Consider the following 13470-nt stretch of genomic DNA (forward strand, 5'->3'; position numbering starts at 1 on the left):
GGCCGACCGGCTACTCCGCCAGCCGCGCCGTCCGTTCGATATGCTCGGCCGCCGCGCTGATGTCCTCGACCAGCGCCTGCCGCGCCGCGGCCGGATCGCGTCGCCGCAGCGCGGCCAGCAATTGCGCATGCGCCACGACCGCACTGCCGCCATCGAGCCGCTTCGGCTCATGCCGCATGTCGAGATTGAGAATCGGCCCGGCCTTGAGCCAGAGCCGGGAAATCATCTCGATCAGCGAGGGCATGCCCGCGGCTTCGTAGAGCGAAAAATGCAGGTCGCGATTGGCGCCGACCGCAGCGGCGGGGTCCGGCGGGTCCGCCCTGGCCGCAGCCAGGAATGCCGCCTCATGCCGGGCGACTACGGCGATGTGCGCGTCGGTGATCACCTTCGTCGCCTCCTCGGCCGCGAACCCCTCGACCACCAGCCTGATCCGGGTGAGTTCGCGGAACTGCGCCAAAGTCAGCACCGGCACGCGCACCGCCCGGCCGGGCAGGACCTCCAGCGCCTTGTCGGCGGCGAGACGGCTGACCGCCTCGCGCACCGGCATCATCGAGACGCCCAGCGCCTCGGCGACGCGGCGCAGCGACAGCTTCTCGCCCGGCGCCAATCGCCCGGCGATGAGCAGCGCCCGCAGCTCGCCGGTGACACGTTCGCCCAGCGTCTCATGCTGGAGCGAGCCGACCTCGTCGAGCGCCGACACCTCGCCGAGCTTCCCCGCTCCTGGGGAGGCTGGCCGCGATAGCGGCGCAACTGAGGGCTGGACTCGGGCAACCATGTCTGCCAACCTAACTGTGATCACAGATCACGACAAGCGGTCCGAGACCGCTGAGTGAAGAAGACGATCCACGCAATCCGACGCCGAAGCGCGCGGGAGAGTTCTGGGAGGAACGCAAATGTCAGAGCAGTCAAGGATCAGGGGCCTCTCGCGTCGTCAGACGCTGGTCGGGCTCGGTGCGGCGGCTACCGGCCTCGTCGCCAGCCCGGCGGTCATCCTCGCGCAGACGTCGGATGCGATCCGCTTCGGGCATCTGACGCCGCGCACCGGCTTCCTCGGCCCGCTCGGCGAATACGGTGTGATGGCCGCCGATCTCGCCGCCGAGGAGATCAACGCCGCCGGCGGCATCAACGGCCGCAAGCTCGAACTGCTCAAGGAGGATTCGGTCAATCCGCAGACCGCCTCGACAAAGGCCGAGCGCATGATCGAGCGCGACAAGGTCGCCTGCATCATCGGCGAAATCTCCTCGGCCTCCTGCCTGACGATCTCGCAGGTCGCGGCCCGCAACAAGACGCTCTTCCTCAACACCGGCGGCAATTCCGACGCGCTGCGCGGCGAGAGCTGCAACCGCTACATGTTCCATGTCGAGCACCAGAACTCGATGTATGTGAAGAGCGCCGGCCGCTCGCTGCTGGCGCAGGGGCTGGTCAAGGGCAAGAAGTGGTTCTCGCTCACCGCCGACTACGCCTTCGGCCATGACCTCAGCAAGGTCGCCAAGCGCTTCATGGAGGCCAATGGCGGCCAGTTCGCCGCCGACAAGCTGGTGCCGACCGACGCGACCGACTTCTCGGCGCTGCTGCTGGAGATCCGGGCCGCCAAGCCCGACCTCGTCATCTCCAACCTCGCCGGCAACCAGATCACCAACTTCCTCAAGCAGTATTCCGAATTCGGCCTGACCTTCCCGGTCGCCGGCTTCGGCTTCGATACAGCCCTCGCCTGGGCCGCCGGCAAGGACAATTTCGGCGGGATCTGGCCCTGCGTCTGGCATCATCTGATCGACACGCCCTCGAGCAAGACCTTCGTCGCCGCCTTCACCAAGAAATACGGTAAGCCGCCGGAGAACCAGGCCTGGGGCGACTATGTCGGCGTCAAGGTGATGGCCCAGTCGATGAACGAGCTGAAGTCGACCGACACCGCCAAGATCCTCGAGCATCTCGAGAAGGGCGCGAAGTTCGACGTGATGAAGCCGCGCCAGGGCTATTTCCGCGCTTCCGACCACCAGCTGATCAGCGAGATGTACACGATCACCGCCCTGCCGGCGGCGCAGGTCAAGAACCAGTGGGACCTCTTTACCTCCTCGGCCCCGGTGCCCGGCCCGAACGAGGACATGGAGGTGATCGCCACCCAGGGCGACGAAGCCGTCTGCAAGATGAGCTGAGCTCGTTCGGCGTCATTCTCGGGCGAAGCGAAGCGCAGACCCGAGAATCTCATGACTGGAAGGCGCCGGCTGGCGCCTCCTTCGGCCTGAGATGCTCGGGTCAAGCCCGAGCATGACGGCTCAGCACGTCATCCCATCGCACGAGTCCGCAAAGGCCAACCCTTGCTCACCCTCTTCATCCAGCAGGTGCTGAACGGGCTGCTCGACGGGGTCTATTACCTCCTGATCGCGCTCGGCCTGTCGCTGATCTTCTCGCTCGGCGGCATCGTCAACCTGGCGCATGGCGCCTTCTATGCGATCGGCGCCTATCTCACGATCGTGCTCGCCCCCCATATCGGCTTCGGCGGCGCCATCATCGCCTCCCCGGTGCTGGTCGCGCTGATCGGCATCGTCATCGAGCGCGGGCTGTTCCAGCGCTTCTATCGCTCCGATCCGATCCTCTCGCTGCTGCTCACCTTCGGCCTCGCCATGGTCGCCGAGCAATCGCTGCGCATGATCTTCGGCGCGCCGCCGCTTTCGTTCTCGATCCCACCGGCGCTGCGCGGCCAACTCTTCATCGGCGACTTCATCTATTCGCGCTATCGCGCCCTGCTGATCCTGATCGCGGCCGCCTGCGTCCTCGGCCTCTGGTTCCTGCTGCAGCGCACCGCCTTCGGCCGCGTCGTCCGCGCCGGCGTGCAGAACCCCGACATGGTCGGCGCGCTCGGCATCTCCCTGCAGCCCTACATGATGACGGTCGCCGGCATCGGCATCGGCCTGGCCGGCCTCGCCGGCGTGCTGCTCGCGCCGATCTATTCGATCCATCCGGCCATGGGCCAGGAGATCATCACCCCGGCCTTCGTCGTCGTCGTCATCGGCGGTCTCGGCTCCTTCTGGGGCGTCGTCGTCGCCGCTTTGATGGTCGGCCTGGTCAAGGGCATCACCATCGGCCTTGGTCTGACGCAATGGTCGACCGCGGTGATCTACCTGATGATGCTGCTCGTCCTGCTCTTCCGTCCGCGCGGCCTGTTCGGCGAGCGCATCCAGCGCTTCGAGTGAGGCCGACATGACCAGCTTCCAGCGCGACTATCTCCCGCTCGCCATCGCCGCCATCGGCCTCAGCCTGCTGCCTTCGCTGATGCATGCGGTCGGGCTCGGCACGACGTCGGCCACCGAGGTCGTCGTCTTCGCCATTGCCTGCATGGCGCTCAACATCCTGGTCGGCACCACCGGATTGGTTTCCTTCGGCCACGGCGCCTGGTTCGGCATCGCCGCCTATGCGGCCGGCCTGATCCAGCGCAACTGGCTGCCCGGCCAGTTCGCATTGCCGATCCTGCTCGCGGTTGCGCTCGTCGCTGTCATCGCCTTCGCCTTCGGCGCGCTGATCCTGCGCCGCCGCGGCGTCTATTTCTCGCTGCTGACGCTGGCGCTCGCTGCGATGATCTATTCGGTCGCCTTCCGCTGGACTTCGGTCACCGGCGGCGAGGATGGTTTGGGTGGCATCAAGCGCCCGCTCTTCGCCGGCATCGATTTCGAGGTCGCCCTGCCCTTCTACGTGCTGGTGGCGACCATCGGCTTCGCCGTAGTCTATGGCCTCTGGCGCTTCCATCGCTCGCCGGTCGGCACCGTGCTCGTCGCGATCCGCGAGAACGAGCAGCGGGCCCGCTTCCTCGGCTATGCCACCACCCGCTACAAGCTCGTCGCCTTCACCGTCTCGGCGGCGCTGACGGGCTTGGCCGGCACGCTCCTCCTCTTCAACAACCGCATGACCTCGGCCGAGCCGATCTCGGTCGCCTTCTCCGGCGAATTGCTGGCAATGGTGGTGATCGGCGGCATGCGCTCCTTCCTGGGGCCGGCGCTGGGCGCGCTCTTTTTCGTCGTCTTCCGCGACCTGCTCTCCAGCGTCACCGAGAACTGGCTGTTCTGGTTCGGCCTGCTCTTCGTCGCCTTCATCGTCTTCTCGCCGGACGGCCTCGTCGGCGTCGGCCAGCGCCTGCTGAAGCCTTTCCAAAGGCAGGCGGCCGAGGACGCGGCGATGTCGGCCCGCAAGGCCGGCGCGGTCGAGCTTCCCGCCTTCATGAAGCCGCAGGATGCCGGCGACGGCACGATCCTGACCGCGACCGGCCTCGCCAAGAGCTTCGGCGGCATCAAGGCGGTCGAGAACGTCGATATTGCCATGCGCGACCGCAAGCTGCATGCGCTGATCGGCCCGAACGGCGCCGGCAAGACCACCGCCTTCAACCTGATTTCCGGCATGTTCGCGCCCGATCGCGGGCAGGTCCGCCTGCGCGAGCGAAATATTGCCGGCCTCTCGCCCGAGGCGATCACGCGGGCCGGCATCGGCCGCGCCTTCCAGATCACCAACCTGTTTCCGACCCTCTCGGTCGCCGAGAATGTCCGCCTCGCCGTGCAGGCAAGGGCGCCGGAGCGCTTCGGCTTCTGGCGTTCGGCCGGCGCGCTTGGCCAGGTCAACGATGAGACCCGCCAGGTCGTCTCGACCATGGGGCTCTCCGGCATCGAACAGGCCGAGGCCGGCTCGCTCAGCTATGGCGGCCAGCGCCTGCTCGACATGTCGCTCGCGCTCGCCACAAGCCCGCGTGTGCTTCTCCTCGACGAACCGCTCGCCGGCCTCGCCGCGGCCGAGCGCGAGCGCGTCGGCAACCTGATCAAGTCGATCTCGACCGACCTGCCGGTTCTGCTCGTCGAGCACGACATCGACCGCGTCTTCGCCATCGCCGACCATGTCACGGTGATGAACGAGGGCTCGGTGCTGGTCGACGGCACGGTCGAGGACGCCCGCTCCTCGCCCAAGGTGCAGGAGGTCTATATCGGCTCCGGCGCCCACGCGCTGGCCGAAAAGCCGCGCGAAAGCGCCGCCGGCGAGAAAGTCCTGCTTGGTCTGAATGAGGTCGACACCTTCTACGGCAAGAGCCATATCCTGCGGCAGGTCAGCTTCGGCGTGCACGAGAACGAGATCGTCGCTTTGCTAGGCCGCAACGGCGCCGGCAAGTCGACCCTGCTCAAGACCATCACCGGCATCGCCCCGCCGGCGTCCGGCACGATCAGCCTCGCCGGCAGCGATATCGCCCGCCTGCCCCCGGCCCAGATCGCCCGCGCCGGCGTGGCTTACGTCCCGCAGGGACGCGGCCTCTTCGCCGGCATGAGCGTCAAGGACAATATGGAGCTCGGCCGCCTGCGCCGCCGCACCGGCAACGGCACCCATTGGGAGGACGAGAAGATCTTCGCCTTCTTCCCGCGCATCAAGGAGCGCTGGCAGTCGCCCGCTGACTATCTCTCCGGCGGCGAGCAACAGATGGTCGCGGTCGCCCGCGCCCTCTCCGGCGACACCAGGGTGCTTCTGCTCGACGAGCCCTTCGAGGGCCTGGCACCGGCGGTGGTCGAGGAATTGTTCGAGGCCTTCGACAAGCTGCGCAAGGAGATCGCCATCGTCATCGTCGACCACCATCTCGACCTGGCGCTGGCGCTCTCCGACCGCACCGTCGTGCTCGAGCGCGGCCAGGTCACCCATATCGGACCATCCCGCGCCCTCAGCCAGGACCTTGCGCTGCGGCGGCAGGTGCTGTGGCTTTGAACGAGCCTTCTTTTTCGACTGCCATGGACAGGATCGCATGACCAAGATCGCCATCGTCGGCTCGGGCCTGATCGGCCGCGCCTGGGCCACCGTCTTCGCCAGCCATGGCTTCGAGGTCGCGCTGCACGATGTGAAGCCGGAAGCCGCCAAGGCCGCCCGCACCCATATCGGCAAGAACCTCCGGGAACTCGCCGGCCACGGTCTCGTCGACGACCCCAAGGGCTCGCTCGCCCGCATCCGTGTCGCCAAGGATCTTGCAGATGCGCTGCAGGGCGTCGCGCTGGTGCAGGAGAACGGGCCGGAGACCGTCGAAGCCAAGCGCGAGCTCTTTGCCCAGATGGACGCGCTCGCTCCGGCCTCGGCGATCCTGGCCTCCTCGACCTCCTTCATCATGGCCTCGACCTTTTCGGAAGAGCTGAAAGGCCGCGCCCGCTGCCTCGTCGCCCATCCGGTCAACCCGCCGCATCTGGTGCCGATCGTCGAGCTCGCGCCGGCGCCCTGGACCGATCCCAAGGTCGTCGCCAGGGCCAAGCGCCTTTACGAGCAGGCCGGCCAGGTCGCGATCATACTGCGCAAGGAGAAGCCAGGCTTCGTGCTCAACCGGCTGCAGGCGGTACTGCTGGCCGAAGCCTTCCGCCTCGTCGGCGAGGGCGTTGCCAGCGCCGAGGATGTCGACAAGACCATCCGCGATGGGCTCGGCCTGCGCTGGTCATTCATGGGTCCGTTCGAGACGATCGAGCTCAATGCGCCGGGCGGGATACCCGACTACTGCGCACGCTATTCGGAATCGCTCGACCGCATGGTCAAATCCTCCGAAGGCCTCGGCAACCCGTTCAAGCCCGAGACGGTGGCAGAGGTCATGCGCGAATGGCGCGGCGCGCAGGAAGCCACCCGCGTCAAGCGTCTGAGCGACTGGCGCGACAGCCGCCTCGCCGCCCTGCAGGCGCACAAGCGCGCGGCGAAGCGCAAGCCGGCGTGAGTTCATGATTTAGGGATCAGCGAAGGACTAAAATCGCATGGCCAAGAACCGCAAAGTCATCATCACCTGCGCCGTCACCGGCGCGATCCACACCCCCTCGATGTCGCCCTATCTGCCGGTGACGCCCGACGAGATCATCGATGCCGCCGTCGGCGCCGCCGAGGCCGGCGCGGCGCTGGTCCATGTCCACGCCCGCAACCCGAAGACCGGCCAGCCCGACCAGTCGCCTGAGGCCTTCGAGCCCTTCCTCAAGGTGATCAAGCAGCGCTCCAACTGCGTCATCAACATCACCACCGGCGGCGCCCCGACCATGCTGGTTGAGGAGCGCCTCAAGCCCTGCGCCCATTTCAAGCCCGAGGTCGCCTCGCTCAACATGGGCTCGATGAATTTCGGGCTCTACCCGATGCTGAACCGCTTCAAGGAGTTCAAGCACGACTGGGAGCGGCCCTATCTCGAAGGCTCTGACGACCGCGTCTTCAAGAACACCTTCAAGGACATCGCCAACATCCTGACCACCTGCGCCGAGAACGGCACGCGCTTCGAGATCGAGTGCTACGATATCGGCCATCTCTACACGCTGGCCCATTTCGTCGACCGCGGCCTGGTGAAGCCGCCCTTCTTCGTCCAGTCGGTCTTCGGCCTGCTCGGCGGCATCGGCCCGCATCCCGAGGACGTCGCCCATATGAAGCGCACCGCCGACCGGCTCTTCGGCGACGACTATCACTGGTCGGTGCTCGGCGCCGGCCGGCACCAGCTCCCGATCGCGGCGATGGCGGTCGCGATGGGCGGCAATCTGCGCGTCGGCCTGGAAGACTCGCTCTGGCTCGGCCCGGGTCAGCTCGCCAAGTCGAACGCCGACCAGGTCCGCGCCGCGCGCAAGATCATCGAGGGCCTCGGCCTGGAGATCGCGACGCCGGACGATGCCCGCGAGCAGCTCCAGCTCAAGGGCGCCGACAAGGTCAATTTCTGAGATTGCGTTATCCCGGCCCTGGTGAGCTTGGCTCGCTGGAAACCGGACGATAAACCTCGCGGCCGACCCCAGAGCGAACCGGGCCGGCCGCGGAACCGATGCAGATCTTCACCTTCATTCTGATCCTGGTCATGGCCGTGGTGGCCTCGCAGCCGCTGACCCGGCTGTTCAGGATCATTCCGCTGCCAATCGTCCAGATCGCGCTCGGCGCCGCCCTCGCCTGGCCGACCGCCGGCTTCCATCCTCATATCGATCCAGAGCTCTTTCTCCTGCTCTTCATCGCCCCGCTGCTCTTCGTCGACGCCTGGGAGGCGCCGAAGCGCGAGTATCGCAAGCTGCTCCGGCCGATCCTGTCGCTCGCCTTCGGCCTGGTCTTCTTCACCACCCTGTTCGGTGGGCTTGCCCTGCACTGGCTGGTGCCGTCCATGCCGCTGCCCGTCGCTTTCGCGCTCGCCGCCGTGCTCTCGCCGACCGATGCGGTCGCCGTCTCCGCCATCGTCGACAAGGAGAGCGTACCGAAGAACCTGATGCATATTCTCGAAGGCGAATCCCTGCTCAACGACGCCTCGGGCCTGGTGATCTTCCGCTTCGCCGCCGCGGCCGCCCTGACCGGCAGCTTCTCGCTCTGGCAGATCTCGCTCGCCTTCCTCCTCGCCGTCGCCGGCGGTGTCGCCGCGGGTTTGCTCGCGGTCGTGGTCGTATCCTGGGCGCTGAAGCTGCTGGCGAAATTCGATCGGATCGCGCCGGAAGCACAGGTTCTGGTCGTGATGTTCCTGCCTTTCGCGGCTTTCCTCGCGGCAGAGGCCGTCCATGCCTCAGGCGTGCTCGCCGCCGTGGTCGCAGGCCTCACCGTCGGGCGCACGCGCACCGCCAACCAGCTCAGCGTCTCCGCCTATATGCTCGCCCATTCCTTCTGGACGATGCTCGCCTTTCTGCTCAACGGCACGCTCTTCGTGCTGCTCGGCCTGCAATTGCCGGCGATCATCCGCACCGTCCCGCCGGTCCTCATCGACACGCATTGGCTTTGGCAGCCGCTCGGCATCATTGTCGCCCTGACACTCTGCCTGATCCTGCTGCGCTTTGTCTGGATCAGCGCCGCCATCGCGCTGAGCCGCATCGTCAGCCGGCACCTTCGCCTGGAGCAGTTCCACACTACGTTGCGCACGCGGCTGGCCGGCTCGATTGCCGGCGTGCGTGGCGCGGTCACGCTTGCCGGCGTGCTGTCATTCCCGGTGCTGGCGCTCGACGGCTCACCCTTTCCGGGGCGCGACGTCGCGATCTTCCTGGCCGCCGGCGTGATCCTGCTCTGGCTGGCGATCGCCAGCCTCGGCCTGCCGCCAATCGTGCGCGGGCTCGCCGCCGGCCAGGGGGCCGCTCACGCCACCGAGATGCGGCGGGCACGGATCACGGCGACCGAAGCTGCGATCGCACGGCTGGAAGGCGTTGCCCATCGCGGCGGCACCGATGGCGCCGCGACCGTCGACCAGGCGGTGGCGGAAGGGCTGATCGCGACCTATCGGCGGCGCCTCGCGCTGCTCGACGACGGCAGGACGCCGCGCGAGGAGGCGGTGGCGCTGCAGCGGGCTGAGAGCGCCTTGCGCCACACCGCCCTGGCGGCAGAGCGCGAGGCCTTGCGTGACCTGCTCAGGAGCGGCGCGATCGACGATGCGACCTTCAACGCGCTCGCGCACGAACTCGTCCTGCACGATGTGCTGGCCGAGTCGAAGGCCGGGTCACACTGAGAGCCGGCGCTAGCGCCGAACCGCGAGGATGAACAGGCGCGGGAAGCGCAGCAGCACCTTGCCGTCCGGCTCGATCGGATAGGCGGCCGCGATCTTCTCGCGATAGAGGGCGAGGAAGGCCTCGCGCTCACCCGCCGGCAGCGGGTCGATATAGGGCTTCAGGCCCGTGCTCTTGAACCACTCGACGATGGCGTCGTGCCCGGCGAGCGCATGGACATAGGTCGTCTGCCAGATATCGACCTCGCAGCCGGCTGCCATCAGCCAGCGCCGGTAATCCGAGAATGAGCCGATCACCGCCTTCGACGCCCGCGCATTGGCAAGGCGCCCGGCCCACGGCCCTTCGGCGGCGGCCTCGTCCATCGAGACATGCGAGGGCTCGCTGAGGTTGTTCGGCATCTGCACGGCGAGCACGCCGCCCGGCGCCAGCGACCGCGCCAGCCGCGCGAACAGGGCGGGATGATTGGGGATCCACTGCAGCGCCGCATTGGCGAAGATCAGGTCGTAGCGCCCATCCGCCGACCAGCTCTCCAGGTCGGCCAGAGTGAAGGAGAGCTGCGGCAGGCGCTTGCGCGCCTTCTCAAGCATGTCCGGCGAGGAATCGAGCCCTTCCACCGCCGCATTCGGGAAACGGGCAGCGACCAATTCGGTGCTGTTGCCGGGGCCGCAGCCGAGATCGATGCAGCGCTGCGGGTCGGTAAGGCGGACACGCTGGATCAGGTCGAGCGGCGGCCGCGTCCGCTCGTCCTCGAAGCGCAGATACTGGTTCGCATCCCAGTCGACCTTGCCCGTCATCGCGCCTGCTCCGTCCATGCAACCGGAGCGACGGCCTACGCCTCTACAGCGAGCGCATCAAGCCGCCATCGACGCGCAGGTTCTGGCCGGTGATGTAGCCGGCGCCGTCCGAGGCGAGGAAGGCGATCGTCGCGGCGATCTCCTCGCTGGTGCCGTAGCGCTGCATCGGCACCCCGGCGCGGCGCTCCTCGGTCGCCGGCAGCGAGTCGATCCAGCCGGGCAGGACATTGTTCATGCGCACGTTCTGCGCCGCATACTGGTCGGCGAAGAGCTTGGTGTAGGCGGCGAGCCCGGCGCGGAACACCGCCGAAGTCGGGAAATTGGCGGCCGGCTCGAAGGCCCAGGCGGTCGAGATGTTGATGATCGCGCCCGACTTCTGCGCCGCCATCACTGGCGCGACCAGCCGCGTCGGCCGGATCACGTTCATCAGATAGACATCGAGCCCGGTATGCCATTGCTCGTCGGTGATGTCGGTGATCGGCGCGCGCGGACCATGGCCGGCGCTGTTGACCAGCACGTCGATGCGTCCGAAGCGCGCCATCGTCTCGTCGACCAGCCGCTTCAGGTCGTCGTTCGACTGGTTCGAGCCCGTGACGCCGAAGCCGCCGAGCTCCTTGGCCAGGGCTTCACCCTTGCCGGAGGAGGACAGGATCGCGAGCTTGAAGCCATCCTGCGCCAGCCGCTTCGCCGCGGCCGCGCCCATGCCGCTGCCGCCAGCGGTAACAACCGCTACTTTTTCTCCTGCCATGGGACGCTCCATCTTCTTGCCAAGGTACGCATGCACTGCAAGCAACGACGCTCATTCTCGCCTTTCTCGCATTCCCAGCATAAACTCGCCAGCGAGTTGGCCAGCGTCATATCGATAGAGAAACTACTGCGTGACAGAACCGCAGCAGCGCCTGCCTTCGCTCAATGCGCTACGCGCCTTCGAAGCGGCGGCGCGGCATCTCAATTTCCGCGCTGCCGCCGATGAGCTCGGCGTCACCCAAGGCGCCGTCGCCCAGCATGTCCGCGGCCTCGAAAGCGAGCTGCGGCTGAAATTGTTCGAGCGCCAGCCGCGCCTGCTCGCGCTGACCAGTGCCGGGCGCAGCTATGCGACCCATGTCGCCCGCGCCTTCGCCCTGCTGGCCGAGGCGACCGATAATCTACGCCCTCAACCGCTGCGACTGACGATCAGTGCGACGCCGAGTATCGCGGCGAAATGGCTTGTGCCGCGCCTGCCCGAGTTCACCGCCGCCCATCCGCAGCTCGAACTCAGCATCCTCGCCAGCGACGCGCTGGCGAACTTCCAGTCGGATGGCGTCGACATCGCGATCCGCCAGGGCCGCCCGCCCTTCGGCCCCGGCCTGACTGCGGACCTCCTGTTCGGGCACGACATCGTCGCAATCTGCCAGCCGGCCCTGCGCCCTGACGAGGAGGAGTTGGCGCGCCTGCCGCTGCTGCGCGACGGGCACGATCTCTGGCCGGAATTCTTCGAGCGTGCGCTCGGGCGTTCCATGCCGCTGGCCATCCGCAGCACGCGCTTCAACCAGACGGCGCTGGCGATCGACGCGGCGATCGCCGGCCAGGGCGTCGCACTCGCCAGCCGCTTCCTGGTCGAGCCCGACCTCGCCGCCGGCCGCCTCGCTTTGGCGACGACGGCGAGCATGCGCGGCGGCCTTGACTTCTACGTGGTCAGCGCCCGCAAGCCGCGGCATGCCGAGCAGACCGCACTGGTCAGGGCGTGGTTGCTTGCCCAGCGCGGCTGATCAAAGGAAACGCTTGCAACATACCGACTGTATGGTATGTATTTCCCATGGCACGCCCCACCAAGCAGTCTCCCGAGCGCGGCAATGCTCGCACTCGCCTGCTCGAAGCGGCGCGCGATGTCATACGCGCCAAGGGCTTCGCCGGCACCAGCGTCGATGATTTCTGCCGCGCCGCGGATGTGACCAAGGGCGCCTTCTTCCACCATTTCGAGAGCAAGGAGGCACTCGGCGTCGCCGCGGCCGAGTTCTGGACGCAGGAAGTCACGCCCTTTTTCGCGGCTGCCCCCTATCACGAGCCGGCCAACGCCCTCGACCGCGTTCTCGCCTATGTCGCCTTCCGCAAGGCGATCATCGCCGGCGACCTCGCAGAGTTCACCTGCCTGGTCGGGACGCTGGCGCAGGAAGTCCATGCCAGCGCGCCCGATATCCGCGACGCCTGCGGCCGCAGCATCTTCGGCCATGCCGCGACGCTGGAGGCCGATATCGAACAGGCCCGCCGCGACCACGGCATCACCACGGCCAGTTGGAGTGCCGAGAGCTTGGCCAGGCACACGCAGGCTGTCTTGCAGGGCGGCTTCGTTCTCGCCAAGGCCGGCAATGATCCGGATCTGGCGCGCGAAAGCCTCGACCATCTGGGTCGCTACATCCGCCATCTCTTCCATATCGCTGAGGAACGCGCAGCATGAGCCAATCCATGACGATCGGCTGCACCTGCGGCCATACGCGGCTGAGGGTGCAGGGCGCCCCGATCCTTGTCTCCGAATGCCTGTGCGACAGCTGCCGGGCCGCGGCGGCGCGGCTCGCCAAGCTGCCCGGCGGCAGCGATATCCTCACCGCCCATGGCGCGACGCCATCAGCCGAATACCGCAAGGACCGGGTCGAGATCGTCGCAGGCGCGGAGAGCCTGCGCGAGTTCCGGCTCAAGCCCGATGCCGGCTCGCGCCGCATCGTCGCCACCTGCTGCAACACGCCCATCTTCCTGGAAATGAAGGGCGCGCACTGGCTCAGCCTCTATCTCCATCTCTGGCCGGAGGACACCCGGCCGAACCCGGAATTGCGGACCATGACCGGCGACCTGCCCGACGCCTCCGCTTTGCCCGCCGACATCCCGAACCTGAAGACCCACACGGTCTCGTTCTACCTGAAGCTGCTCGGCGCCTGGGTCGCCATGGGCTTCCGCAACCCGACGATCACGACAGCGGGAACGATCGATGCCTGACGACAAGATCGAGATCGAGAACGTCAACAAGCCCGGCAAGTCCGAGCGGGTCGACCGCGCCAAGTACCTGGCGATGCGCAAGGCGCTGCTCGCGGCATTGCCGGACGAGGCGCCGGGGCTGACCGTCCCCGACGCGAAGGAGGCGCTGCTGCCGCTCCTGCCGGATGAGCTTTTCCCGCAGGGCGCTACGGCCGGCTGGTGGTTGAAGGCCGTCCAGCTCGACCTCGAAGCGAAGGGCGTGATCAAACGCGCCCCGCGCAAGCCGGTGCATCTCTACCGGCTCGCGGCGAGCTGAC

13 protein-coding genes are annotated in these 13470 nt (G+C 67.4%); 10 read left to right on the top strand and 3 right to left on the bottom strand.

All coding sequences use genetic code 11. The features are described from left to right. Positions 1-10 precede the first annotated feature (10 nt). Positions 11-700: a GntR family transcriptional regulator gene (locus CXY91_RS12675; protein WP_244543901.1), complete on the bottom strand. Its 690-nt coding sequence runs from the start codon at positions 698-700 to the stop codon at positions 11-13. A 193-nt stretch (positions 701-893) separates the two neighbouring features. On the opposite strand from CXY91_RS12675, the gene CXY91_RS12680 reads away from it, so the two are divergent. From CXY91_RS12680 to CXY91_RS12705, 6 genes are all read left to right on the top strand, one after another. Beyond that, on the top strand, positions 894-2153 hold the full coding sequence (locus CXY91_RS12680; RefSeq protein WP_100961763.1) for an ABC transporter substrate-binding protein: 1260 nt from the start codon (positions 894-896) through the stop codon (positions 2151-2153). Between the two features lie 162 nt (positions 2154-2315). Further along, positions 2316-3191, top strand: a complete 876-nt coding sequence (locus tag CXY91_RS12685; protein ID WP_092156502.1) for a branched-chain amino acid ABC transporter permease — start codon at positions 2316-2318, stop codon at positions 3189-3191. Positions 3192-3198: 7 nt separating this feature from the next. Next, positions 3199-5724, top strand: a complete 2526-nt coding sequence (locus tag CXY91_RS12690) for a branched-chain amino acid ABC transporter ATP-binding protein/permease (RefSeq protein WP_100961765.1) — start codon at positions 3199-3201, stop codon at positions 5722-5724. A gap of 37 nt (positions 5725-5761) precedes the next feature. Next, positions 5762-6703, top strand: coding sequence for a 3-hydroxyacyl-CoA dehydrogenase (locus tag CXY91_RS12695; RefSeq protein WP_100961767.1), 942 nt, complete (start codon positions 5762-5764; stop codon positions 6701-6703). 37 nt (positions 6704-6740) lie between these two features. Further along, positions 6741-7673, top strand: a complete 933-nt coding sequence (gene kce / locus CXY91_RS12700; protein ID WP_100961770.1) for a 3,5-dioxohexanoate:acetyl-CoA acetone transferase — start codon at positions 6741-6743, stop codon at positions 7671-7673. 98 nt (positions 7674-7771) lie between these two features. Further along, a complete protein-coding gene (locus CXY91_RS12705; protein WP_100961772.1) occupies positions 7772-9415 on the top strand; it encodes a Na+/H+ antiporter in 1644 nt (547 codons plus the stop codon). 9 nt (positions 9416-9424) lie between these two features. Here the strand turns inward: CXY91_RS12705 and tam are convergent, their stop codons facing one another. Further along, positions 9425-10207, bottom strand: coding sequence for a trans-aconitate 2-methyltransferase (gene tam / locus CXY91_RS12710; RefSeq protein WP_100961773.1), 783 nt, complete (start codon positions 10205-10207; stop codon positions 9425-9427). A 43-nt stretch (positions 10208-10250) separates the two neighbouring features. Continuing rightward, on the bottom strand, positions 10251-10955 hold the full coding sequence (locus CXY91_RS12715; protein WP_100961774.1) for an SDR family oxidoreductase: 705 nt from the start codon (positions 10953-10955) through the stop codon (positions 10251-10253). Between the two features lie 130 nt (positions 10956-11085). Between CXY91_RS12715 and CXY91_RS12720 the strand changes: the two genes are divergently transcribed. The 4 genes from CXY91_RS12720 to CXY91_RS12735 are packed head-to-tail and all read left to right on the top strand — an operon-like array spanning position 11086 to position 13469. After that, the gene (locus CXY91_RS12720) at positions 11086-11955 is read left to right on the top strand and encodes a LysR substrate-binding domain-containing protein (RefSeq protein WP_100961775.1); all 870 of its coding nucleotides are present in this window, start codon (positions 11086-11088) and stop codon (positions 11953-11955) included. A 47-nt stretch (positions 11956-12002) separates the two neighbouring features. Then, positions 12003-12641, top strand: a complete 639-nt coding sequence (locus CXY91_RS12725) for a TetR/AcrR family transcriptional regulator (protein ID WP_100961776.1) — start codon at positions 12003-12005, stop codon at positions 12639-12641. Next, the gene (locus tag CXY91_RS12730) at positions 12638-13174 is read left to right on the top strand and encodes a GFA family protein (RefSeq protein ID WP_100961777.1); all 537 of its coding nucleotides are present in this window, start codon (positions 12638-12640) and stop codon (positions 13172-13174) included. Before CXY91_RS12725 ends, CXY91_RS12730 begins: the two co-directional genes overlap by 4 nt. After that, positions 13167-13469 (top strand): DUF6958 family protein, encoded by a 303-nt coding sequence (locus tag CXY91_RS12735; RefSeq protein WP_100961778.1) that lies wholly within the window; start codon positions 13167-13169, stop codon positions 13467-13469. The genes CXY91_RS12730 and CXY91_RS12735 overlap by 8 nt, the downstream gene beginning before the upstream one ends. Position 13470 lies beyond the last annotated feature (1 nt).

The organism is Allobosea sp. FBZP-16, assembly GCF_002831785.1.
GTDB classification, from domain to species: domain Bacteria; phylum Pseudomonadota; class Alphaproteobacteria; order Rhizobiales; family Beijerinckiaceae; genus Allobosea; species Allobosea lupini.

Excerpts from the sequence above, each read along its gene's own strand:
- CXY91_RS12705 (WP_100961772.1), top strand. The coding sequence starts at position 7,772 with ATGCAGATCTTCACCTTCATTCTGATCCTGGTCATGGCCGTGGTGGCC.
- tam (WP_100961773.1), bottom strand. The coding sequence starts at position 10,207 with ATGACGGGCAAGGTCGACTGGGATGCGAACCAGTATCTGCGCTTCGAG.
- CXY91_RS12735 (WP_100961778.1), top strand. The coding sequence starts at position 13,167 with ATGCCTGACGACAAGATCGAGATCGAGAACGTCAACAAGCCCGGCAAG.
- kce (WP_100961770.1), top strand. The coding sequence starts at position 6,741 with ATGGCCAAGAACCGCAAAGTCATCATCACCTGCGCCGTCACCGGCGCG.
- CXY91_RS12715 (WP_100961774.1), bottom strand. The coding sequence starts at position 10,955 with ATGGCAGGAGAAAAAGTAGCGGTTGTTACCGCTGGCGGCAGCGGCATG.
- CXY91_RS12730 (WP_100961777.1), top strand. The coding sequence starts at position 12,638 with ATGAGCCAATCCATGACGATCGGCTGCACCTGCGGCCATACGCGGCTG.
- CXY91_RS12680 (WP_100961763.1), top strand. The coding sequence starts at position 894 with ATGTCAGAGCAGTCAAGGATCAGGGGCCTCTCGCGTCGTCAGACGCTG.
- CXY91_RS12690 (WP_100961765.1), top strand. The coding sequence starts at position 3,199 with ATGACCAGCTTCCAGCGCGACTATCTCCCGCTCGCCATCGCCGCCATC.
- CXY91_RS12725 (WP_100961776.1), top strand. The coding sequence starts at position 12,003 with ATGGCACGCCCCACCAAGCAGTCTCCCGAGCGCGGCAATGCTCGCACT.
- CXY91_RS12695 (WP_100961767.1), top strand. The coding sequence starts at position 5,762 with ATGACCAAGATCGCCATCGTCGGCTCGGGCCTGATCGGCCGCGCCTGG.